The organism is Cyanobacterium sp. T60_A2020_053 (assembly GCA_015272165.1).
GTDB lineage: Bacteria > Cyanobacteriota > Cyanobacteriia > Cyanobacteriales > Cyanobacteriaceae > Cyanobacterium.
In genome coordinates this window covers 30,302-52,309 of sequence record JACYMF010000058.1, presented here as the reverse complement: position 1 = coordinate 52,309, position 22,008 = coordinate 30,302, and the positions used below count along the sequence as shown (strand labels likewise).

The following is a 22,008-nucleotide window of genomic DNA, read 5'->3' as shown; positions in this document are numbered from 1 at the left end:
TTTTTAAGAGATTAAATTAGGATAAAATAACTTGGTTAAACCTAAGATTAAAGCTACTATTATACCGCCTACGACGGTGCGCGCTAGAAAGTCTAAATTATCAATTCTTTTATTAACATCATCAATCCTTTTGTTAACATCATCAATCCTTTGATTGAGTCCATTTTGTCCTTCTTTTAAAACAGCTATATCAGTTCTTAAATCACTTAATTTAAGATTAACTTCTTCTTTGACATGGTTCAATTTTTGATTAACTTCTTCTTTAACATCATTCAATTTTTGGTTAACTTCTTCTTTAACATCATTTAATTTTTGGTTAACTTCTTCAAATTTGTGGTCGATGCGCTCAAATTTAGTGTCAATACGATCAAATTTGCTGTTGATTAAATCTTTTAATTCTCTTAAATCATTATCGGTAATGGTAGCCATTTCAACACCTCTCAAATATTCCCTAGATTTATTTTAACAAGGGGCTTAAGCCCCATGTTACCCCTTGCTATATTAATTAATCTTTTAATCTTTTTAAGACTTTTTCAGCAGACCCTAGATAGTATGCTACGAAGACTGTAACCCTTACTCTCTCGTTCTCAAAATGCAATTTGCATACCAAGTAATGAAGAGCCAATTCTACATTCTAAATTCTACATTCTAAATTCATTCCATTGTCAATTATCAATTGTTAATAGAACTACCGTCACCCACAATAATTTGCTTGAGGGTGGTAAAAGTTTCTAAACTAATTAAACCCCGGCGATGACCTTTTTGATTAGAAACTCCCAAAAATACCGAGTTACTACCCTGTAAATAACGATAAAAACGAGGGGATGAATTGATATACACAAGGGCGCTATCGGCTTCCATGGCAAAAATGCGCCCTTCTTGGTAAGAATCAGTTACTAAACAATTAGCATGACCACTACTATATTCATTGATGAAATTAATGGCGCTGTGGAGGTCTGGAGTGCGCTGGAAAGCGATTTTTCGAGTCAAAAAGGGTTCGCTCCATTGAGTGCTTTTAAGAGGGCTTAAATATTCGGGAAATTCCTCAACTAAATCAGCTTCTCCTTTGAGGATAAATTCTTGTTCTTTGAGGTAGCTAAATAAACGTATGATCGAGTTGGATTTTTGTTGAGCGCTAATCAATACTTTTTCGATGGCATTAACAGGATCAGGGATACTATTATGACTATCCACAATGATAGATTTTAACAAGTCTAAATCGCTGGATACTGACCAGTATAAATAACAATTACCCATAGCTGATTTGAGGACGGGCGCTGTGGCCATTTGTGTCACCTGTTGAATTAAACGAGGCCTGCCGTAGGGGATAATTAAATTCAGATATTGATCTTGGGTAATTAAATCTTGAATGGAGTAACCTTGTTCTGAGGGCAAAAATTCCACGCAACCATCAGGAAAATTAGCTTCTTCCAGCGCCCCTCGCAATATTTCTGAGATCACTGTGTTGGTATTACTAGATTCACTACCACCGCGCAAAATTAGACTATTACCCGTTTTTATGGTCAAACCAGCGGTAATAATCGCCAAATCGGGTAACGCCTCATAAATTAAAGCAATTACCCCTAAAGGCATCAACTGAGAGTAATTTTGACAATATGTCACCTGATAGGGAGAATTAATCACCTTTTGAAAAGGATCGGGTAATTCGGCTAGGGTTTTGAGGATTTCTACCGCACTGATTAACCTTTGGGGTGTTAATTTTAGCCAATCTAAAATCAAATCAGGTACAGACATTTCTCGACTAATTTCCAAATCAAGGGTATTTGCTTGTAGAATGTCATCGAAGGAATCTTCTAGCTTTTGCGCCATCAAAGATACCGCCAAAGAGCGCTCAGTGCCTTTTATACTAGCCATGGCGAGGAAGGCTTCATGAGCTTTTTTTACCCTTACTTTAATTGATTGAGTCATGGAATTAGTGGTCATAAAAATTAGTATCGATAGGGTAAAAACCAAATAAGTAAACTAATCATCATTAAAATAATGATTGCCACCGCCCAAAAAGTGATACCCCTAGGCATTACCGCCAATAGTAATGACATGATACCAATGGTAAACCACAAAGCGAACAAAAAATAATTTTTCGGAATACTTTGTTGTTTTCTCAAAACCCATGTTTTGCCACTCCAAAACCATTGTTTTTTGTAGGGTGACACGGTGGATAACTGTTCTATGTATTCCTTTTCCCCATCAGCGACGAAGATTTGTTGACACTTCTCGCAACCTAACGCTTCCGTTAAGACAATAGGGCGTATTACCCCTTGCCGACAGCAAGGACAAGGGTACTCTTGGTTAAGGTCAATTTTTTTCTTTTCCTGAGAAAACACCTTTAATAAATTATGAATTATGAGTTATGAATTATGAATTATGAATTATGAATTATGAATTATGAATTATGAGTTATGAATTATGAATGATAAAACTCCCCTTCTCCCTCTGCTTCCCTTTCTTCCCCTGCTTCCCTTTCTTCCCCTTCCCCCTCTGCCTCCCTTTCCTCCCCTGTCTTCCCCTTCTTCCTTTAATATTAAAACAAAAAAACCCTCTCCTAGAAAGGAGGAGGGCGCTGAATCAGAAAATCGATGGCTAGATAGCTTCGAGATTCTTCTCACCAGTTCTGATACGGATAGTTTCCTCTACAGGAGAAATGAAGATTTTACCATCACCAATTTCTCCAGTACGAGAAGCCTGAACGACTTTCTCTACCACCATATCCACTTGACTATCTTCCACAATGATTTCGATTTTGAGCTTTTGTAAAAATTCCACAGTATATTCAGAACCACGATAACGCTCCGTTTGCCCTTTTTGGCGACCAAAACCGCGCACTTCAGAAACCGTCATCCCGACAATACCCGCATTCACGAGGGCAATCTTCACCTCATCTAGTTTGAAAGGGCGAATAATAGCTTCAATCTTTTTCAATGTAAAAACTCCTCTTATTTATTTACTTATATAGGTTATACAATTTTCATGTTAATTTCTAACACTCTTATCTTAGGCATTTTTGTTAAATTGATTACATTTTTCCTTAAAGTATTATTTTTAAAGGCTTACGGATGCAAAATTTTTTTTCATAACCAAGCAGTTTCTCTGGTCTGAAGTGCGCTCATAACTCAATTCATCTGCTATTTTAGCGATAATTTCTATACCTCTACCACCAGTATTTAATTGATCTTGTTTTTTCCCCATTAATTCACGAAAGGCAATTAAATTAAAAGGTTGCCCAGAATCCCAAATCTTAATTGTTATAGAAGTAGGGGTGACGGAAATATAAATCTCGATGGCTGTTTCTTTTGGTTTATTTTTATGGGCATGACGTACAGCGTTGGTAAAACCTTCGGCTAGAGCCAGTTGACACTCTAACCAATGTTGGCGACTAATGTCATCGATTTTCAGGGTTTCATATTGATTTAAAACCTCTGCTAAACAAACTAAGTCGCTGTTGACGATAAAAGATGTTTGTTTGAAAACTTCCAATGGTGCCTCAATCCCTTACTGATTTTCCAGTAACAACTCAACTAATTTACACTACACAAAGATAATTTTATCAAAAAAATCAGGGTTAAAGCCCTTGTTAAGACAATAGTTTAAATTTTTTACTGTTTTGAAATATGCCATCATCTATTACATAACTTAATAGTTAATTTTTCTGATAGGGTTATCTTAGCTTAAATTTATTTGTTCAGCATTTTTAAATTATCATGTTTACTCAACCAGAAACAAAATATTATCAGTGGAAAAAATATCGTTGTGCTTATCGAGAATACAATATCAATCCAGACCATGATTCTTTACCATTGGTTTTAGTTCATCCAGTCGGCGTTGGCTTATCTGGACTATTTTGGCATCGTTTTTTAGCTAATATAACTACTAAATTACCTCAGCAGTCAATCTACAATTTTGAGCTTTTGGGGTGTGGTGAATGTGATTTACCTCGTATTGCTTATGATCCTAAAGATTGGGCTAGTCAGTTAAAGTTTTTCCTTGAAAATATCGTTAAAAAACCAGTTATTTTAGTGGTTCAAGGTGCTTCTTTTCCTGTGGCTATTTACACGGGCGCTGGGGATTTAAAATGTGACTTAATTAAGGGAATAATTCTCTCTGGTCCTCCAGCTTGGAATGTCATGACTAATGGAAGTAATCGTAATATTAGTGATATTACTTGGAATATATTTTTTGATTCTTTAATTGGTAATTTTTTCTATAAATATGCTCGACAAAGAAAATTTATTAAGTCTTTTTCAGAAAAAGAATTATTTGCTAATGCTAATCAAGTTGATGAAGAATGGCTTAATATGTTGGAAAAAGATGGTTTTGAGATGAAAAAACGTTACGGTGTGTTTTCTTTTTTAGCTGGATTTTGGCGTAAAGATTACACTAAGTTAATGAAGCAAATGGATCAAAAAATTTTGTTAATCATGGGAGATAAAGCTACCAGTGTTAGCAAAGAAGGTTATAAGGAAAAACCTGAAAAAAGAGTTGAATTATATCAACAAAATATTCCTAATTTAGAGGGAAAAATTATCCATGGGCGCAATGTTTTGCCCTACGAATCAACAGATAGTTTTGTGGCAGAAGTAATGAATTTTATTGATAATTTTGCTATTATTTCCTAAGCATTATCTCCAGACATTGAAATGTTAATATGGTAGTCTAAAAGTCGGGCTAGAAGCCCGATATACGTTGAAAAATATTATTTTGGAGAGGTCAATAAGTTGAATTTCTTACTTTTTACTTCTTACTTGTTACTTTTTACTTAATAAAGCGCCCTCCACCCCGTTCTATTGTGTTGGTTTTATAGTATAATGGATTATTTGGCAATAATTGAACGAAAGCGCCCTTCGTCGTTGTCAAAAAAGGTAGATTACGAGATATAACTCAATATAGTAGCATGACAACCAAGCAACAAACTAGACAATTTGACTACGTTAAAATCGGCATTGCTTCCCCCGAAAGAATCAGAGAATGGGGGGAAAGAACCCTACCTAACGGCATCGTAGTTGGAGAAGTAACCACCCCAGAAACCATTAATTATCGTACCCTCAAGCCGGAAATGGATGGGTTATTCTGTGAAAAAATTTTTGGACCTTCCAAAGATTGGGAATGTCACTGCGGAAAATATAAAAGAGTACGTCACCGTGGCATTGTCTGCGAACGTTGTGGAGTAGAGGTGACAGAATCTAGGGTGCGCCGTCACCGCATGGGTTATCTCAAACTAGCAGCGCCCGTCACCCATGTATGGTATCTCAAAGGTATTCCCAGTTACCTCAGCATTTTGTTAGATATGCCCTTAAGGGATGTAGAACAAGTAGTTTATTTCAATTCTTATGTGGTACTCAATCCGGGTAATGCCAGTAACTTGAGCCATCGTCAACTGCTCAACGAAGACCAATGGATGGAAATTGAGGAGCAAATTTACGCCGAAGACTCTGAGTTAGAAGATATTGAAGTAGGTATCGGGGCAGAAGCGGTGGAACGCTTATTACAAGAAATTCAACTAGAAGACGAAGCAGATAAATTAAGGGAAGAAATTACCAACAGTAAAGGACAAAAAAGAGCCAAGTTAATCAAAAGATTACGATTGATTGATAACTTTATTGCTACGGGTTCAAAACCAGAATGGATGGTTTTAAGTGTAATTCCAGTGATCCCTCCTGATTTACGTCCTATGGTACAGTTAGATGGAGGGCGCTTTGCTACTTCCGACCTTAACGATTTATACCGTCGTGTAATTAACCGTAATAACCGATTAAAACGCTTACAGGAAATTTTAGCGCCCGAAATTATTATCCGTAATGAAAAACGGATGTTGCAAGAAGCTGTAGATGCTTTAATTGATAACGGGCGCCGTGGTCGTACGGTGGTAGGTGGTAATAATCGCCCTCTCAAATCCCTATCTGATATTATCGAAGGAAAGCAAGGGCGCTTCCGTCAAAACCTCTTAGGTAAACGGGTTGACTACTCTGGACGTTCTGTTATCGTAGTTGGTCCTAATTTACAGATTTATCAGTGTGGTTTACCGAGAGAAATGGCTATTGAGCTTTTCCAACCCTTTGTAATCCATCGTTTAATTCGTTTGGGTATTGTTAGCAATATCAAAGCAGCCAAAAAAATGATCGTCAAAAATGATCCTAGTATTTGGAAAGTATTAGAAGAGGTGATCACAGGGCATCCTGTGTTATTAAACCGAGCGCCCACCCTGCACCGTCTAGGTATTCAGGCATTTGAGCCTGTATTAGTGGAAGGAAGAGCTATTCAACTACATCCCCTTGTGTGTCCTCCTTTTAACGCTGACTTTGACGGTGACCAAATGGCGGTTCACGTTCCCCTTTCCATCGAAGCTCAAGCCGAAGCGCGCCTGTTGATGATGGCTTGTCATAATATCCTTTCTCCGGCTACGGGTAAACCCATTATCGCTCCTTCTCAGGATATGGTTTTAGGTTGTTATTACCTCACTGCTGACAATCCGGCTGCGGTGAAGGGCGCTGGGACTTATTTTGCTAACCTCGAAGATGCTCTCAGGGCTTATGAACAAGATTTGGTGGACTTACACGCTCCTGTCTGGGTTCGCTTTAAAGGTGACGTAGATGGTAGCGATGGCGAACCCGATAAGGTGGAAACTCTCTCTGATGGCTCTATGTGGAAATATTACTATCAACGTGATAGTAAAGGTAAAGTGTTGAAGGACATTAATAGTAAAGTCAGGGAGAGCGCTGATGGCAAGAGACTTTCTCAGTATATTTATACCACTCCCGGCAGGATCATTTATAATAAAACCATTATTGATGCTTTAAATTTTGAAGTAGTTTAGGGGAGGTAGCAGGTTTCAGGTTGCAGGTTGCAGGTTTCGGGTTTAAAACCGTTCCCTCAATAGACTCTAGTAGAAGAAAAAGATCAATAAACATAAGTTTCTTGTCAATTCTTTAACCTAACACCTGACACCCGACACCTGATACCTATTCTCACCCTATGTTTTCAGGCATTGCAAAGCGATTGCCCAATCTTCTTCGGTATGAATTACCAAAATTTCACAGCTAGAGTCTGATTGAGCGATATTGGTATTGATGCACTTAGTGGCATTTTTGTCAAGGTCTAATTTTAAACCAACATAAGACAAACCAGCGCAGACTTTTTCCCTGACAAGGGCAGAATTTTCTCCGACTCCGGCAGTAAAAACCAGCGCCCCTAACCCCCCCAAACAGGGCAACATACTAGCAATTACGGATTGCAGACGATGGATATAAATATTAAAGGCTAGTTGTGCTTGAGGATTATCGTCAAGGGCGCTGATAATGTGGCGCAAATCAGCAGAAATTCCCGAAACACCTAATAATCCTGATTCTTTATTGAGTATGTGGTTAAGTTGAGGGGCGCTGTAATTATATTCGGTGATGAGATGAATCAAAATCGCTGGATCGATGCTACCACAACGAGCGCCCATCATCACTCCTTCGAGGGGGGTAAAACCCATACTGGTATTAATGCTTTGACCATTTTTGATAGCTGTAACTGAGCAACCGTTACCTAAATGACAGGTAATCAAATTCAATTCAGACAAGGGTTTGTTGATAATTTGTGAAGCGCATTCCGCCACATATTGATGAGAAATGCCATGGAATCCATAACGCTGGATACCCTGCTCATAAAATTTATAAGGTAGCGGATAAATTTTGGCTTCGGGGGGTATCGTTTGATGAAAAGCGGTATCAAATACTGCGATTTGAATGGTATCGGGTAAAATTTCTGAAATGGCGTTGATACCTTCGAGGTGCGCTGGGTTGTGATTGGGCGCTAGGGGAATTAATTTTTCGATGGTGTTTTTCACTTCTGGGGTAATGACACAGGCTTCACTATATTCTGCCCCTCCGTGTACTACTCGATGTCCTACTCTAGTAATTTCTGTTAAATTATCTAATACTTTTGTTTTACCTGTGGTGATAGTTGCCAGCATCATTGATATGGCGGAAGGGCGCTGGTTTTTGGGGATAGTAATTTCTACTTTTTCTTGATTCGCTTCAACTTTTAATAAACCATAATCATCGTTAACTGTCCAGTCGATAGTAGCGAACCATAGTGGGGCGGTGGAGTGCGCTGGTATATCGTGAGGGCTAATATCATAGATACAGCTTTTTTGGCTACTTGAACCAGCGTTTAAAACTAATATTTTCATAGTCTTGCACTCCTTTGTAGGGTGGGCATCGCCCACCATTAACTATTTTTTTGACAAAATTACTATTATTAGAGTTTGTAATTATACCCTCACCCCTAACCCCTCTCCCATAGGAGAGGGGAATAAGTGTGGTAAGGTTTCATTTGCAAAGGATAGTAGTGAGATATTAACCTAAAGGCAAAAGATAAACCAGCACAAATAAAATAATCCAAATGACATCAACAAAGTGCCAGTATAACTCAGATGCTTCCACGCCAAAATGTTTGTCCGCAGAATAATGACCTTCTTGGCGAGAGCGCCACAAAACCGCTAGGATAAATAATAAACCAGCGGTAACGTGTAAACCGTGAAAACCAGTCAACACATAAAAGCAACTAGCAAAGAGATTTTCTGTTAAACCAAAACCAGTGTGCATATATTCGTAACCTTGCCCGAAGAGGAAAACAGCGCCCATCACCGCAGTAATAGCAAACCAGAATTGTAAACCTTTGACATCGTTATTTTTAATACAACTTTGTCCTTTGTGCATGACAAAACTACTAGAAATTAAGATCACACTATTAACACCGGGCAATAATAATTCTAATTCAATATCACCCATAGGCCATTGTGGCATAGTGGCATAGTAAATCATATAGGCGCTAAAAAGACCGAAAAAGATCATACTTTCGGCAATTAGAAACAATACCAAACCAAACATCCGTAAATCTGGATGATGGGTGGAGGGCGCTTCTTTTTCGTAATCTATTGTGACTTGAGAATCAATGGCTGAACTTTGCATAATTATAAAACAATTGATAATTGATAATGGACAATTGATAATGAAAAACTACTGATTAGGGTATGCTGAATAATTTAGAAATGTTGATCAGAAGGAAACATTATCCTACCCTTGCTACGCCTTTTCTTGTTGGGTTTCGTGCCTCAACCCAACCTACTACATATCAAATAAGCCCCTCGCCCTTTGGGAGCAGGGCGTTTTCATTCTCAAAAATGTTAGTTTCTCAAACTAGCCAATAATCTGAAATTCAGAGGTTTTTAACTACCAATAAATCAATTAATAGTAAAAAATCCTCCTGTCTCCCTGTCAACCTGTCTTCTTGTCAAAAACAAATCAATTTTGATCCTGACTTTGAAAACGCCCTGCTTTGGGAGAGGGGTTGTGGGTGAGGGCAAAACCCTATTTAGCGCCCATCTCCGCTAACATATCGCTAACGGATTCCTCTTCTCCTTCCTCATCATCAATACCGTAATCATAAGGTCCAGTCCATAAAACAGGCTCTTCCTCAAAATTTTCAATGATGGGAGGAGAAGCAGTTTGCCACTCCAAAGTTAGCGCACGCCAAGGATTACGCGCCGCTTGACTACCTTTTGCTAAACTCCAAATTACATTAATAAGAAAAGGTAAAGTCGAGATAGCCATAGTATAAGCGCCCGCCGTACTAAGCAAATTAAGGGGTTGAAACTCCACATCATACAAAGCAATACGGCGATTCATGCCCATTAAACCTAACTGATGCATCGGCATAAAAGTGATATTTAAACCGATGAAAGTTAGGATAAAGTGTAAACGACCTAAACCCTCATGGTAATTTTTACCAGTCATCTTGGGAAACCAGTGGTAAAAACCAGAGAATAACGCCAAAGCCGACCCACCGAATAGCACATAATGAAAATGTCCTACCACAAAATAAGTATCATGGACATGAATATCAAACGGCACAGAAGCTACCATAACCCCTGTTAAACCACCGATGAGGAAAGACGACACAAACCCCATAGCGAATAACATCGGCGTATTGAGGGCAATTTTTCCGCCCCACATGGTAGCGCACCAGCTAAACACTTTAATTCCCGTCGGTACAGCAATTAACATGGTAGTTGCCATAAAAAACATCCGTAACCAGCCGGGAGTGCCACTGGTAAACATATGATGCGCCCACACAATCAAACCTAAGAAACTAATGGCTAAACTAGAGTAAGCAATGGCACGATAACCAAAAATAGGCTTACGGGAGTGAATAGGAATCACCTCTGACACTAAGCCAAAAAATGGCAAAATCATGATATATACTGCCGGGTGGGAGTAAAACCAAAATAAGTGCTGATATACTACAGGATCACCACCACCAGCAGGATTAAAGAAATTAGTCCCAGCGATGAGGTCAAAAGATAATAAAATCAGCGCCCCTGCCAAAACAGGAGTCGAAAGCAGGATTAACGCCGAAGTAGCCAACATTGACCAACAAAACAACGGCATACTGTGTAAATCCATATCCTTCATGCGCATTTTGAGGATAGTAGTAGCAAAATTGATGCCACCCAAAATGGAAGAAGTACCCAAAATTAAAAGGCTCATAATCCAAAACTCCTCACCCCATTTTCCCGTCATTAAACTTAACGGAGGATAAGATGTCCAACCAGATTGAGGGGCGCCGACTAAAAAACTACTTAATAGTAAAATACCGCCGGGAGGTACCATCCAAAAAGCGATAGCATTAAGGCGGGGGAAAGCCATATCTTCAGCACCAATCATCAAAGGAATGAGATAATTAGCAAAAGCCGCCCCTGCCGGTACAATCCATAAAAAGATCATAATCGTACCATGAAGGGTAAAAACTTGATTGTACAACTCAGGAGAAACGAAATCAGGATCAGGTGTCGCTAATTCCGTGCGTACTACTTCCGCAAATGCACCACCAATGAAATAGAACAAAAATGAGGTGACGAGATATTGAATACCGATTACTTTATGGTCAGTATTAAAGGTAAAGTAATCAATTAATTTACGCTCCTTGTGGTGCGTATGTTCTGTAACTTGATTTGTAGTCATAAATTGATATTTGTAATTGATTGCTTATGTTTTTATAAAAGGGCAAAGTTAAAAGGGCAAAAGAAATTCATAATTAATTATCTCCTCTGTTTCCCCCTGCTTCCCCTTCTCCCTTTGCCTCCCTTTCTCCCTCTGCCTCCCTTTCTCCCTGTCATCTATTCATGTAATACGGCTAAAGTATCAGGATCAATCCCTAAATGGTGGGAGTGCATCGCCAAGCGCCCTTCATCCGTCATCGGAGCGGATAATACTGCCATTTTTTCAGCGTTTTCTTCCGCATTAGCAAAAGTATTATCTTGTATCCATTGCTGATAATCTTCCTCACTGTGAACATATAAAAATGTTTTCATACCACCATGATAAGGACCACACAATTCAGCGCAGATAATGGGATATTTACCAATTTTATTAGAATTAAAAGCAAAATTAGAATCCCTACCGGGTAAAACATCCTGTTTTAATCTTAATTGAGGTACCCAAAAAGCATGGATTACATCACCGGCTTTCATATTCAGTTTAACTTGCTTATTAATAGGTACATGAAGTTCACCGGAAACAATCCCAGTATCAGGATAAGTAAAAATCCAAGCATATTGGATGCCATTAACTTCTACTTCCATATCAGCATTACCGTTACCAATGCCGAGGGATAAATGTCCTTGATGGGGATTATAAGCCACCATCTGCGCTTCTTCTTGGGGAAAATCCCTAGAGGTTTCCGGGTCTAAACCACCAAGATTGTTATACACTTCAAAGCTATAGAGAGCAAGGATGAACACAACTACCGTAGGAATAGCAGTCCAAACGATTTCAAGAGGGACATTTCCTTCGATACCTGGTCCATCCGTTTGATCGCCTTCTTTGCGCCTAAACCTAAATAAACAATAAACTAAAACCCCCTGCACGATGAGAAATAAGCCCGTAGCAATGGTCATCATGAGATTAAAGAGTTCGTCCACATCTTGCGCCCCTTGGGATGCTTCTACGGGCATCAAACCGTGATTTTGTCCATACCACAAACTGATTACAGTCAGGGCGATTCCTGCAATCAGGGTAATAATACTACTGGGAATATTCATAATATATTTGCTAAATAATTTAACTGCTTCTTATTACTAGGATAGGTCAATTTCCTTAATCTGTGCGTTTTTTCTAGGGTGAGGGGCGCTATTCTTTAGGTTTTTTTTATTTTGGTGAGGGGAGGTATCAGGTTTCGGGTGTCGCGGTGTCGCGGTGAAATGCTTATAAATTAAAGAATGAAGCCAGATAGTTATTTTTCATAAATTGCTAACTCATATCAATATTTTTTTGATAAGGGTTTTGATTTATTAAGCGCCCCCTAATTATCCATTATCAATTGTCCATTATCCATTATCCATTTGTCCTCATGACACCACTAATGAGTGCAAACCCAAAATTAGATTGACTTCCTTTCTTGGTCAATATTGAGTAACAATAGATAGAGATCAATATCATAGACTTTTAATTTAATTGTTAAATTTATAAAATGACAACTACACTACAAGCCCCTCCCAAAAATCGTCGCCTAGTATTTCCTTTTACAGCTATCGTAGGACAAGAGCAAATGAAACTTGCCCTATTACTCAACGTCATTGACCCCAAAATTGGTGGGGTAATGATTATGGGAGATCGGGGAACAGGTAAATCGACCACCATTAGGGCATTAGCAGATTTGTTACCAGAAATTGAAGTGGTTGCTGGTGATCCTTTCAACTCGGATCCGGAAGATCAAGAAATGATGGGAGACGATCTCAAGGAGAAATTAGCGCAAAATCAACACCTAGAAACAGTTAAGAAAAAAGTACCCATGATCGATTTACCTTTGGGAGCGACTGAGGATCGTGTGTGTGGTACTATCGACATTGAAAAAGCCTTGTCGGAAGGGGTAAAAGCCTTTGAACCGGGGTTGTTGGCTAAGGCAAATAGAGGCATCCTCTACGTTGATGAGGTTAATTTGTTAGATGATCACCTCGTGGATGTGTTGCTTGATTCTGCGGCCAGTGGTTGGAATACGGTGGAAAGAGAAGGTATTTCTATTCGTCACCCAGCGCGCTTCGTCCTAGTCGGTTCTGGTAATCCAGAGGAAGGAGAATTACGTCCTCAATTATTAGATCGTTTTGGCATGCACGCTGAAATCCGTACGGTAAAAGACCCTGATTTGCGGGTACAAATTGTGGAGCAACGGGGGGAATTTGACCGCAATCCTCAAGAATTTTTAGAGAAGTATGAAGAAGGGCAACGGGCGCTACAGCAGAAATTAGCAGATGCTCAAAATCTCTTACCGCAAGTTACCATGGACTATGAAATCAGGGTCAAGGTATCGGAAATTTGTTCTGAGTTGGATGTGGACGGTTTGCGCGGTGATATTGTGACTAACCGAGCGGCTAAAGCCATCGCTGCTTTTGAATCTCGCACGGAAGTAACAGTAGATGACATTCGCCGAGTCATGCCTTTATGTTTACGTCATCGTTTGCGCAAAGACCCATTAGAATCTATTGACTCTGGTTATAAGGTAGAAAAAATTATCGCTAAGGTCTTCGGCTTAGAAATCTAATTGATAATGGATAATGGACAATTGATAATGGACAATGGATAATTAATTCTTCCTCTATTTATTAACTCATAATTCATAATTCATAACTCATAATTCATAATTCATAATCTCCCCTCTTGATTGCTAATAAGGGTTAAGAGGGTTTTCCATTGTTAAACATTTAACAATAATTTTTGCTAATGAAGAGGTTACTCCCAAAACGGGCATCATGTTTAATTGAATGTGAGGATATTTTAACTGTAAATCTTGGCATTGTTGCTCCAGCGCCCGTGAAATTTTGCCAGTAAAAAGAAAATAAGGTAATAAGCTAATTGTTTGATACCCTTCACTGATTAATTTTTCCACTACATAATTAACATCAGGATTTATTGACCAAAAGGCGAGGTGCGCTGTTATTTTCTCTGCTAATTTTTCTGCTTCTTGTTGTCCTTCTTTTACCTTTGTGCCATGACAAATTAATACTCTTTGAGCTTTCGGTGTTTTTTGATATTTTTCTTCAATCAAGTCTATTACAGCTTCATTTAAGCCCAAATGCGGTAATATTTCAAGAGTTATAGTATTACTTAAAACTGCTTGAGCTTGATTAATTTCGTGGGGAATATCATCCAAAACATGAGTACCTGAAAATAAAAAGAGTGGTAAAATTTTAATTCTTTTATAATTTTGCAAATAGCATGAATTAGCAAACTCTATTATATTTTCACTGAGAGATTTTTCGCTTAATTCAAGACAAAAAATTGCCAATTTACTATATAATCCTTGCTTTTTTAGGGTGGCTTCGGTGAGGTGCGCTATTTGGTCTAAATTATCTTGATATTTTCGGTTTCTACTACCATGCACCACCAATATATAAGCGTCACTATTATTCATAATTTATCTTGTTAATTTTTTATATTTTAATACCTAATTAGGGGTTGCTAAAAAAGTATTTTGGTGAGAGGAGGTATCAGGTTTCGGGTGTCAGGTTTCGCGGTGAAATGCTTATAAATTAAAAGCCTTCACCAAGCAGTGACTTTTCATAAATTGTGCTTAAAACCTTTATATATCCGAGATTTTGCTTTATTCATTAACTCCTAATGAATACTTAATTGTTGTAATCGACAATTTTCACAAAGTCCAAAAAATTCCAGAGTATGATAATAAACTATAAAGTTTTGTGATTCACACCACTGATGTAATTGTGCATCGATAGGGCAATTATTGAGAGGGATAGAAACACCACAGGAAACACAATTTAAATGATGAGGATGATGTTCATGTTTGATAATACTATAAAGAGATTCTCCACTTGATGCAATCCTTTCTTGAATTAATCCTTCTTGATGGAGATTTTTTAATGTACGATAAACCGTTGCTAAACCAATCTTTGAACCTTGTTGACGTAAATCAAAATGTAGTTTTTGGGCGCTAATTTCATCTTTTGATTTATTTAATTTCTCTAAAATTAGTTTGTGATTTTTATTAGTTGCCATAAATTTTTTAGGCGCTATTACTATGATAAATTATTAGTTGGTATAAGGCAAAGGGCAATAAAATTCTCTAACAATTAAGATTTTGTAAGGTTAAACAGTCATTTTGCCTGTATTTTTCGAGAGGTGTTATCGGAATAAATTATCTTGTAAATAACTGATGATTTTTAAGTGGATTTCATCTGGTTTATTCTTAGCATCTATTTTTAATAAATGGTGATTATAATTAGCAAAAATATCTGAAAATCTGTTTTGAACTTGGACTAATTTATCTTTAGTTTCATAAATTTCCTTATGACTTCTAGTCGCCATTCTTTCTAAGGCTAATTCTACGGGTAAATCTAAATAAATTACTAAATCTGGCGGAGGAAATTTTTGATTTAATACACTAATAAATTGATAATCTTTTTCTGTTTTACCATTATAAGCAAGGGAAGAAAAATAATATCTAGTGCTAATAACATGGATATTTTGGTTAATTAATTCATAAACGCCATCTCTATTATTGTAAAGGTGATAAAAACGATCAGCAGCGAATAAATATGCCATTTGTTGATCGAATAAATCTATTTTATTGTAGTCATTTTCTCCTCCTAAATATGTTCTAATTAATTGACCAATTTTTCCGTTAGAAGGTTCAGGGCTAACTACTGCTTTTTGTCCTGAATTAATAAAAAAATTAGCTAACATTTCGGCTTGAGTAGAAGTTCCTGATCCATCTATTCCTTCAAAAACGATAAAATATTTTGATGGATAATTTTTTTTTTCTGACAAGTTATACACTCCCTGATAAAATATTTCTGGTGAATTACATTAATCACAATAATGGATAATATTTTAGCCCCTTTAGAAGAATATACCGAAAAAAATCCCCAAGAAGTTTTAATAGTTCATGCTCAAGAAAATGAAGAGAAAGTAGAAATTATGATTTTTCGTGGCTTTTCTAGTTGTTTGACGGGCGCTACGGAATTTGATCCTGACTTACCAATTTTATCATCCCATGCTCAAATAATTGCGCTTGATCGATTAAAAGCGCCCTTCACCCCAGCCAATCCGCAATATATTCAACAAAATATTTCCCTTACTGATTTTAATAACTGACGTTACGCACTGATTCAAGTTTTAAGTTAAGGGAGGTTTCAGGTAGCAGGTAGCAGGTTTCAGGTTTAAAACCTTTCCCTCAATAGACTCTTGTACCAGAAAAAGATCAATAAACACAAGTTTCTTGTCAATTCTTTAACCTAACACCGCGACACCAACAATTAATTCTATTTTTGCGTAACATCAGTATTTAACTTTATCAAAAAAAACATGAAAACGATTATTTGTCAAGGAAAAGAATTTGCTAATATCGAAGCAATTATTTTCGATAAAGATGGTACATTAGCTGACTCAGAAAATTTCCTACGAGAATTAGCCTTGAAAAGAGCGCGCTTAGTAGATGCTAAAATACCTGGTATTGGTGAGCCTTTATTGATGGCTTTTGGGGCAGAAAGGGATTATCTCAACCCCACAGGATTGATGGCAGTAGGTAGTCACCAAGAAAACTTATTAGTCACAGCCGGTTATATCGCTGAAACGGGAAAGAGTTGGTTTGAAGCCAGAGAAATCGCCCGTCAATGCTTTGCTGATGCTGATAGGGCTTTACCTAATCGGGGCAACACTTCTCCCCTTTTTGCCGGAAGTTTAGAAGTTTTAACAAAATTATCGTCTGCTGGGTTAAAATTAGGTATTCTTTCTGCCGATTCCACTGAAGGTGTCAGAGAATTTGTCACTACCCATGAATTAACCCCCTATATTAACTTTATTATGGGAGTTGACGGTGCTTTATCCAAACCAGACCCTCGTCTTTTTCGACAAGCCTGTGAAAAAATGGGCGTTAACCCCAGTCATACTCTCATGGTGGGAGATTCTCTTAATGATATTATGATGGCAAAAGAGGCGGAGGGCGCTGGTGCTATTGGTATTTGTTGGAAAATAGCTAACGCTACTCATTTACAAGGTGCCGATGTGGTTATTGCTGATTTAGCGATGATTCAATTATCATAACTTGACAGTAAAACTAAATTAGGTTATAATCGTAAAGGTAACGCGGGATAGAGCAGTCAGGTAGCTCGTCGGGCTCATAACCCGAAGGTCGGTGGTTCAAATCCGCCTCCCGCCATTTAAAATAAATAAGCTAAGATTGTGCTGGTTGCCTACGGTGAAAATAAGCGCCCTCCACCGTGGTTAAAAATAGTAAGATAGACCTGTGGTTTTCCTCAACTTATATCATGAGTCAATCCGAAAAAATAATTCATCCTCTTATTAGTGCAACTATTAAAAGTCTTGATTTAGACCTTACCTTTGAGCTTAACCGCTATGAGGGTAATTGGCAAGGTAATCATCCTATTCTAGCTTCCACCTCAGAAGATCAACTAGGGCGAGGGGCGCTGGTGCAAAAATCTTCTGAAAACAACTTAAATGAGCAAAAAATAAGCCCACAAAAAAGCGAAGAAGACCCAATTCCTGTGGCATCAAGAATTATTACCCCTCAACAAAAATTAGGAGAAATTATTTTCACTCCATGGGGAATTTTTGGCTTAATTATTTTTATTGCTACCAATGCAATTATTGTTATCAACCCTAACTTATTTAATTTTTTAGCCACTAAAAACTCATTAGATAATGAAGAAATAATTTCCCAAAATAATTCTACTCCAGAAGAAAATCTTAGTCTCACTGAGCCAAAAATAACCGATAATTTAACCACAATTATCAATCAGCCTCAGCCAAACAATATTAATTTACTTCCAGCGCCCGTCATACCCCCCTTAAACCCTAATGAAGTAAAGCAAGAGCAGTCAAATCAAGACAGAAACGCAAATCAGAATCTTTATCCCGACTTGCAAAGCGCCTTATTAAGCGAAGCCTTGTTACACCTTGCCGAATCAGGAATAACAGTCACCCCAGCACCAAATCAAAATCAATCCTCATCTCAATATTATCTAATTACTAACTACGAAAATCCTCAACAATTTAGTAGAATAAAACAGTCAATTCCCAGCGCCCTTGTCACCAAAATTGACCAAGAAATGAAGATTCAATTAAAAATATTTACAGATAAAAATGAAGCAGAAAAACAAAAAGAAACATGGCAAAACTTAGGCATAGAAATTAATATTATACCGTAATAAAAAAGAATCCTTCGGCGGAAGCAACAAAGCTGAAAATCTAGTAATACTGCATTATTACTGTCATAAAGTGGCTGTGAGAAAAACACAGAAACAAGAAACGGACACTTCAACGAAGCAATACTCACCTGAGAATGTAAGAGAAGAAATGTCAATTAACAAGCAACTTAGTTTGTGTTAATACCCTTTTAGTATTAAAATTATCAGAAGTAGTGTAAATACTTGAGCCGAGTGCTTGGAAACTTGCACGCTCGGTTCTTAGGGGAGAAAACCCCTCTACTTACTGGACAAAATCTTACAACATATACATAAAATTATATTTGGAGGCTTAATTGGAAGCAATACTAGAAACTCAAGAAACAATTAATATTGATGGTCGTTTTGTATTAAAAGTTGTCTGGTTAGATAAAGACGTGGCGTTAGCTGTGGATTATGTTATCAGTAAAGGTACAAGTCCTTTAACACCTTATTATTTCTGGCCTCGTAGTGATGCTTGGCAAGATTTAAAAGATGAGTTAGATAAGAAAAACTGGATTACTGAAACCGAAAAAATCGAATTACTCAATCAAGCTACTGAAATTATTAATTTCTGGCAAGAAAAAGGTAAAGTGACTTCAATGGTACAAGCTCAACAAAAATTCCCTAGCGTTGTTTTTTCGGGAACTAATTAATTATGTAATGGGGCAATAAAAGCCCCTTTTTGTTAAGTTTATGGTGATAGGCTTTAGCCATTAAATTTAGTCAAATAAAACAAGTAATTATATGGGTTATTTCGATGCTTTAATTGACAAATTTGCGGAAGATAAGGAATTAGAAAAGGCTTTTGGTAAACACATTCACTGGGGTTATTGGGCAAATCCTTCTCTGGCGGATGGTACTTTAAATGATTTTGCGGTGGCGGCAAATAATCTTTCTAAATTGGTGATTGAAACGGCACAAGTTAAAGACGGGCAAAAAATTTTAGATGTTGGTTGTGGTTTCGGCGGTACGATTAGTTTACTGAATGATAGTTACGAATATTTAACCCTTAAAGGTGTTAATATTGATGGTACACAAGTGGAAAGAGCGAAACAATTAATTAAGCAAAAAAATCGTAATCAAATTGAATTTATTGAGGGTAATGCTTCTGATTTACCTGACTTTAATGTAGTCTTTGATATTGCTATTGCTTTAGAGTGCATTTTTGCGTTTCCTAGTAGAGAAAAGTTTTTTGAAGGTGTCAGAAAAAATATTGATGGAGGCGGAAAATTAATTGTGGTTGATTTTATTATTAATCCACAAATTAGCTCACTATGGACTTGGTTTGAGAAAGAAATATTAAGTCGTTTAATTACTGGAACTTATGGCTCAAAAGCTACTCAGGAAGTAGAATTTATTAGTAAAAAAAGCTATGAAGAAATAGCTAAGAAAACTGGTTTTAAGTTAGTAGAAGTAATAGATATTAATAAAAATGTTCAACCTACTTATCCTGTTATTAATAAGCTAATTGTTAATAATTGGCAGGATTTATTAACGGCTAAAGGATTAGAGGTTTTCAGTCAATTTAATTGGATTAGTTATCAAGTTTTAATTTTTGAGCCTAATTAGAAATCAGATTAATAAATCAAAACCTTTGCCCTTCACCTTTCGACTTAACTTTTCCGCAATCCCTAATTAGTTGGATTAATAACGGAGTGAAGGGTGTTGTTTGATTCCTCTTACCCCCTTTGAAACAGAGAAATAAGAGGATTTGGATTGGGTAAAAGGCACTGTTTTTAATATTCTTAACCTTCTTTAAAAAAAGGAGGGATAAGATGATATGGTAAGCCAAATCTTAAATTAAAAATTAAAGAGCCCCTAAACTAGCCAAACCGAGAATAACACCAACACCTAATAAATGACCAAAACTGGTGGTAGCGAGTAAAGCAGGTAAACCCATACCGCCAAACATAGCGCTAGCGGGTAATTGAGGACCGGTGCTAGGATATTTGATGGTAAATTTACCGATAGCAATGGCAACTACGTTACAAGCAATCATGGTGAAGGCGACATTGGTATTCCATTCTAAAGTGGGAGGCACAGCAGTAGCTAATAATGTGGTTAAATGTAACATATTTTATTTTTTGTTAATTACAAGAAAACTAATCTTTAAAAACTTAATTTTAATTTCCCTGAGTCAAAAAATTTGCTTTTGTTGCAATACTTAATATGTGACGTTACGCACTGATTCAAATGTTAAGTTAAGGGAGGTTTCAGGTAGCAGGTTTCAGGTTTAAAACTCTTCCCTCTATAGACTGTTGTACAACAAAAAGATCAATAAACATAAGTTTCTTGTCAATTCTTTAACCTAACACCCCATACCAACAATTAATTCTATTTTTGCGTAACATCAGTTAATATGTGAAATTAATTGATTACCAAGTTTTTTCCAATAACCAGCGTCTTTTTCCCACCACAAAAAGACTATATAAATCCGTATCTACTTGTTTAAGACTGTAACCGTTACGGAGATAGACTGTTTTGCCAGTTTCATTTTCAGCTAAAACATGAAGATAAAGGCTATTAAAACCCCAGTTTATTGCTACTTCTTCACATTTTTGTAGTAAAGCGGTAGCGATGCCTTGTCGCCGATAATTTGGTAAGACTGCTAAGTTAGAGAGATAAACATATTCTTTTTTTCCATGCCAATGATAACTGGTTCGGACAGTTAGTTCAATAGTACCAATAATTTTCTGTCGTTCTTTAAAGGCAATAAGACAGCAGTATTCGTTTTGAGGGGATGAAGTGCGCTGGGATAAGTCATCTCGAATACCCATTTTTAAAACTGGGTAAAGCCACCATAACCATTGATTGAAACTATGAAAACCATAGGTTAAGACTTCGGCAATTTTAGGGATGTCTTCTTTGGTTGCCTTACGAATAATAATATCTGATTTTTTTGGGGAATTGGCAAGGGATGACAAGGGATATTTATATCTGAATTGACTATGATTTGCTTACTAACTACTTTACCTCAAAATAGAATTAGTAAGAAAAGTTATATTAAGTTCGGATCATTAATTACAAATATAGCTATACTTAACTTAGTTTACTAAACTAAGTCAACATGAATATTGTTAACATACATGAAGCAAAAACACAACTTTCCCAGTTATTATCTAGGGTTGAAAAAGGAGAAAAAATTATCATTGCCAATAGAGGAAAACCTATTGCCTATTTAACTCCTTATAGTGAATCATCCTCAAGCCAACGTATTGAGGGAAGACTACTGGGGCAATTTACAGTATCAGAAAATTTTTATCACTCAGATGAAGAAATTATTGATTTGTTTGAGGGAGAATAAAATTGAAGATATTATTGGATACTCACTGTTGGTTGTGGTGGTTAGTTGAGCCTGAAAAACTAAGCAAAATTGCGACACAGGTAATAAAAAATAATCAAAATGAATTATATTTGTCTGTGGCAAGTATTTGGGAAATTGGCATTAAGTTTAAACTGGGTAAGTTAGATTTGCCTTTGTCTCCAGAGGTTTTAATTCCTCAACAAATGCAAATTGATCATATTTTACCCTTATCAATTTCGATGGATCATGCCATCAAAGCATCTAATTTACCTCTATATCATAAAGACCCTTTCGATCGAATGTTAATTGCTCAAAGTCAATTAGAGTCAATGATAATTATTAGTAATGATTCTATGTTTCATGGTTATGATGTGGAGGTTTTATGGTAGTATTTTTCAATTGACCTATTTTGATGAGGGTTGAATCTTATGCAACCCTCACAAATAGC

General features: G+C 37.0%; 24 protein-coding genes and 1 tRNA gene. 11 read left to right on the top strand and 14 right to left on the bottom strand.

Features of this window, described 5'->3' with window-relative positions; genetic code table 11:
* Positions 1 to 3 precede the first annotated feature (3 nt).
* The 5 genes from IGQ45_08365 to IGQ45_08345 all read right to left on the bottom strand — a co-directional run bounded on the left by IGQ45_08365 (position 4) and on the right by IGQ45_08345 (position 3,495).
* Positions 4 to 429 carry a hypothetical protein gene (locus IGQ45_08365; GenBank protein MBF2057226.1) on the bottom strand — a complete coding sequence of 142 codons (426 nt, stop codon included), beginning with the start codon at positions 427 to 429 and terminating at the stop codon, positions 4 to 6.
* Between the two features lie 243 nt (positions 430 to 672).
* Entirely contained in the window at positions 673 to 1,944 is a 1,272-nt protein-coding gene (locus IGQ45_08360; GenBank protein ID MBF2057225.1) for a glutamate-5-semialdehyde dehydrogenase, read from the bottom strand.
* Between the two features lie 5 nt (positions 1,945 to 1,949).
* Entirely contained in the window at positions 1,950 to 2,345 is a 396-nt protein-coding gene (locus IGQ45_08355; GenBank protein ID MBF2057224.1) for a hypothetical protein, read from the bottom strand.
* Between the two features lie 256 nt (positions 2,346 to 2,601).
* The gene (locus tag IGQ45_08350) at positions 2,602 to 2,940 is read right to left on the bottom strand and encodes a P-II family nitrogen regulator (GenBank protein ID MBF2057223.1); all 339 of its coding nucleotides are present in this window, start codon (positions 2,938 to 2,940) and stop codon (positions 2,602 to 2,604) included.
* A 120-nt stretch (positions 2,941 to 3,060) separates the two neighbouring features.
* Entirely contained in the window at positions 3,061 to 3,495 is a 435-nt protein-coding gene (locus tag IGQ45_08345) for an ATP-binding protein (GenBank protein ID MBF2057222.1), read from the bottom strand.
* A 224-nt stretch (positions 3,496 to 3,719) separates the two neighbouring features.
* On the opposite strand from IGQ45_08345, the gene IGQ45_08340 reads away from it, so the two are divergent.
* Together IGQ45_08340 and IGQ45_08335 are read left to right on the top strand one after the other, a co-directional pair.
* Positions 3,720 to 4,634, top strand: coding sequence for an alpha/beta hydrolase (locus tag IGQ45_08340; protein MBF2057221.1), 915 nt, complete (start codon positions 3,720 to 3,722; stop codon positions 4,632 to 4,634).
* A 275-nt stretch (positions 4,635 to 4,909) separates the two neighbouring features.
* Positions 4,910 to 6,829 carry a DNA-directed RNA polymerase subunit gamma gene (locus tag IGQ45_08335; GenBank protein MBF2057220.1) on the top strand — a complete coding sequence of 640 codons (1,920 nt, stop codon included), beginning with the start codon at positions 4,910 to 4,912 and terminating at the stop codon, positions 6,827 to 6,829.
* A gap of 156 nt (positions 6,830 to 6,985) precedes the next feature.
* Here IGQ45_08335 and IGQ45_08330 read toward each other — a convergent pair whose 3' ends face one another.
* From IGQ45_08330 to coxB, 4 genes are all read right to left on the bottom strand, one after another.
* Positions 6,986 to 8,188: an acetate kinase gene (locus IGQ45_08330; GenBank protein ID MBF2057219.1), complete on the bottom strand. Its 1,203-nt coding sequence runs from the start codon at positions 8,186 to 8,188 to the stop codon at positions 6,986 to 6,988.
* 166 nt (positions 8,189 to 8,354) lie between these two features.
* Positions 8,355 to 8,969 (bottom strand): heme-copper oxidase subunit III, encoded by a 615-nt coding sequence (locus IGQ45_08325; protein MBF2057218.1) that lies wholly within the window; start codon positions 8,967 to 8,969, stop codon positions 8,355 to 8,357.
* Between the two features lie 399 nt (positions 8,970 to 9,368).
* Complete coding sequence (gene ctaD, locus IGQ45_08320; GenBank protein MBF2057217.1) at positions 9,369 to 11,021, bottom strand: cytochrome c oxidase subunit I; 1,653 nt, start codon at positions 11,019 to 11,021, stop codon at positions 9,369 to 9,371.
* Positions 11,022 to 11,176: 155 nt separating this feature from the next.
* Positions 11,177 to 12,100 (bottom strand): cytochrome c oxidase subunit II, encoded by a 924-nt coding sequence (gene coxB, locus IGQ45_08315; GenBank protein MBF2057216.1) that lies wholly within the window; start codon positions 12,098 to 12,100, stop codon positions 11,177 to 11,179.
* A 428-nt stretch (positions 12,101 to 12,528) separates the two neighbouring features.
* Between coxB and bchI the strand changes: the two genes are divergently transcribed.
* Positions 12,529 to 13,596 carry a magnesium chelatase ATPase subunit I gene (gene bchI / locus IGQ45_08310; GenBank protein ID MBF2057215.1) on the top strand — a complete coding sequence of 356 codons (1,068 nt, stop codon included), beginning with the start codon at positions 12,529 to 12,531 and terminating at the stop codon, positions 13,594 to 13,596.
* A 123-nt stretch (positions 13,597 to 13,719) separates the two neighbouring features.
* On the opposite strand, the gene IGQ45_08305 is transcribed toward bchI, so the two are convergent.
* The 3 genes from IGQ45_08305 to tmk all read right to left on the bottom strand — a co-directional run bounded on the left by IGQ45_08305 (position 13,720) and on the right by tmk (position 15,839).
* Positions 13,720 to 14,466, bottom strand: coding sequence for a sirohydrochlorin chelatase (locus IGQ45_08305; GenBank protein ID MBF2057214.1), 747 nt, complete (start codon positions 14,464 to 14,466; stop codon positions 13,720 to 13,722).
* A 203-nt stretch (positions 14,467 to 14,669) separates the two neighbouring features.
* Entirely contained in the window at positions 14,670 to 15,068 is a 399-nt protein-coding gene (locus IGQ45_08300; GenBank protein MBF2057213.1) for a transcriptional repressor, read from the bottom strand.
* A gap of 126 nt (positions 15,069 to 15,194) precedes the next feature.
* Positions 15,195 to 15,839, bottom strand: a complete 645-nt coding sequence (gene tmk / locus IGQ45_08295; protein ID MBF2057212.1) for a dTMP kinase — start codon at positions 15,837 to 15,839, stop codon at positions 15,195 to 15,197.
* 51 nt (positions 15,840 to 15,890) lie between these two features.
* Between tmk and IGQ45_08290 the strand changes: the two genes are divergently transcribed.
* The 6 genes from IGQ45_08290 to IGQ45_08265 all read left to right on the top strand — a co-directional run bounded on the left by IGQ45_08290 (position 15,891) and on the right by IGQ45_08265 (position 19,825).
* Positions 15,891 to 16,166, top strand: coding sequence for a hypothetical protein (locus IGQ45_08290; protein ID MBF2057211.1), 276 nt, complete (start codon positions 15,891 to 15,893; stop codon positions 16,164 to 16,166).
* 210 nt (positions 16,167 to 16,376) lie between these two features.
* Complete coding sequence (locus IGQ45_08285) at positions 16,377 to 17,114, top strand: HAD family hydrolase (GenBank protein ID MBF2057210.1); 738 nt, start codon at positions 16,377 to 16,379, stop codon at positions 17,112 to 17,114.
* Positions 17,115 to 17,155: 41 nt separating this feature from the next.
* Positions 17,156 to 17,229, top strand: a tRNA-Met gene (locus IGQ45_08280).
* Between the two features lie 109 nt (positions 17,230 to 17,338).
* On the top strand, positions 17,339 to 18,238 hold the full coding sequence (locus IGQ45_08275; GenBank protein MBF2057209.1) for a hypothetical protein: 900 nt from the start codon (positions 17,339 to 17,341) through the stop codon (positions 18,236 to 18,238).
* A 332-nt stretch (positions 18,239 to 18,570) separates the two neighbouring features.
* Positions 18,571 to 18,909: a 30S ribosomal protein PSRP-3 gene (locus tag IGQ45_08270; GenBank protein MBF2057208.1), complete on the top strand. Its 339-nt coding sequence runs from the start codon at positions 18,571 to 18,573 to the stop codon at positions 18,907 to 18,909.
* Positions 18,910 to 19,000: 91 nt separating this feature from the next.
* Positions 19,001 to 19,825 (top strand): class I SAM-dependent methyltransferase, encoded by an 825-nt coding sequence (locus tag IGQ45_08265; GenBank protein MBF2057207.1) that lies wholly within the window; start codon positions 19,001 to 19,003, stop codon positions 19,823 to 19,825.
* 238 nt (positions 19,826 to 20,063) lie between these two features.
* Here IGQ45_08265 and psaK read toward each other — a convergent pair whose 3' ends face one another.
* A complete protein-coding gene (gene psaK, locus IGQ45_08260) occupies positions 20,064 to 20,330 on the bottom strand; it encodes a photosystem I reaction center subunit PsaK (protein ID MBF2057206.1) in 267 nt (88 codons plus the stop codon).
* A 301-nt stretch (positions 20,331 to 20,631) separates the two neighbouring features.
* Positions 20,632 to 21,180, bottom strand: coding sequence for a GNAT family N-acetyltransferase (locus tag IGQ45_08255; GenBank protein MBF2057205.1), 549 nt, complete (start codon positions 21,178 to 21,180; stop codon positions 20,632 to 20,634).
* 143 nt (positions 21,181 to 21,323) lie between these two features.
* On the opposite strand from IGQ45_08255, the gene IGQ45_08250 reads away from it, so the two are divergent.
* Entirely contained in the window at positions 21,324 to 21,560 is a 237-nt protein-coding gene (locus IGQ45_08250) for a type II toxin-antitoxin system Phd/YefM family antitoxin (protein MBF2057204.1), read from the top strand.
* 2 nt (positions 21,561 to 21,562) lie between these two features.
* Entirely contained in the window at positions 21,563 to 21,949 is a 387-nt protein-coding gene (locus IGQ45_08245; GenBank protein MBF2057203.1) for a type II toxin-antitoxin system VapC family toxin, read from the top strand.
* Positions 21,950 to 22,008: the final 59 nt, after the last annotated feature.

Bases quoted from the DNA above. Each gene is read 5' to 3' on its own strand.
- IGQ45_08300 (MBF2057213.1), bottom strand. From the start codon at position 15,068: ATGGCAACTAATAAAAATCACAAACTAATTTTAGAGAAATTAAATAAA.
- IGQ45_08250 (MBF2057204.1), top strand. From the start codon at position 21,324: ATGAATATTGTTAACATACATGAAGCAAAAACACAACTTTCCCAGTTA.
- IGQ45_08265 (MBF2057207.1), top strand. From the start codon at position 19,001: ATGGGTTATTTCGATGCTTTAATTGACAAATTTGCGGAAGATAAGGAA.
- bchI (MBF2057215.1), top strand. From the start codon at position 12,529: ATGACAACTACACTACAAGCCCCTCCCAAAAATCGTCGCCTAGTATTT.
- IGQ45_08325 (MBF2057218.1), bottom strand. From the start codon at position 8,969: ATGCAAAGTTCAGCCATTGATTCTCAAGTCACAATAGATTACGAAAAA.
- psaK (MBF2057206.1), bottom strand. From the start codon at position 20,330: ATGTTACATTTAACCACATTATTAGCTACTGCTGTGCCTCCCACTTTA.
- IGQ45_08365 (MBF2057226.1), bottom strand. From the start codon at position 429: ATGGCTACCATTACCGATAATGATTTAAGAGAATTAAAAGATTTAATC.
- IGQ45_08305 (MBF2057214.1), bottom strand. From the start codon at position 14,466: ATGAATAATAGTGACGCTTATATATTGGTGGTGCATGGTAGTAGAAAC.
- ctaD (MBF2057217.1), bottom strand. From the start codon at position 11,021: ATGACTACAAATCAAGTTACAGAACATACGCACCACAAGGAGCGTAAA.
- IGQ45_08290 (MBF2057211.1), top strand. From the start codon at position 15,891: ATGGATAATATTTTAGCCCCTTTAGAAGAATATACCGAAAAAAATCCC.
- IGQ45_08285 (MBF2057210.1), top strand. From the start codon at position 16,377: ATGAAAACGATTATTTGTCAAGGAAAAGAATTTGCTAATATCGAAGCA.
- IGQ45_08330 (MBF2057219.1), bottom strand. From the start codon at position 8,188: ATGAAAATATTAGTTTTAAACGCTGGTTCAAGTAGCCAAAAAAGCTGT.
- IGQ45_08340 (MBF2057221.1), top strand. From the start codon at position 3,720: ATGTTTACTCAACCAGAAACAAAATATTATCAGTGGAAAAAATATCGT.
- IGQ45_08335 (MBF2057220.1), top strand. From the start codon at position 4,910: ATGACAACCAAGCAACAAACTAGACAATTTGACTACGTTAAAATCGGC.
- coxB (MBF2057216.1), bottom strand. From the start codon at position 12,100: ATGAATATTCCCAGTAGTATTATTACCCTGATTGCAGGAATCGCCCTG.
- IGQ45_08275 (MBF2057209.1), top strand. From the start codon at position 17,339: ATGAGTCAATCCGAAAAAATAATTCATCCTCTTATTAGTGCAACTATT.
- IGQ45_08360 (MBF2057225.1), bottom strand. From the start codon at position 1,944: ATGACCACTAATTCCATGACTCAATCAATTAAAGTAAGGGTAAAAAAA.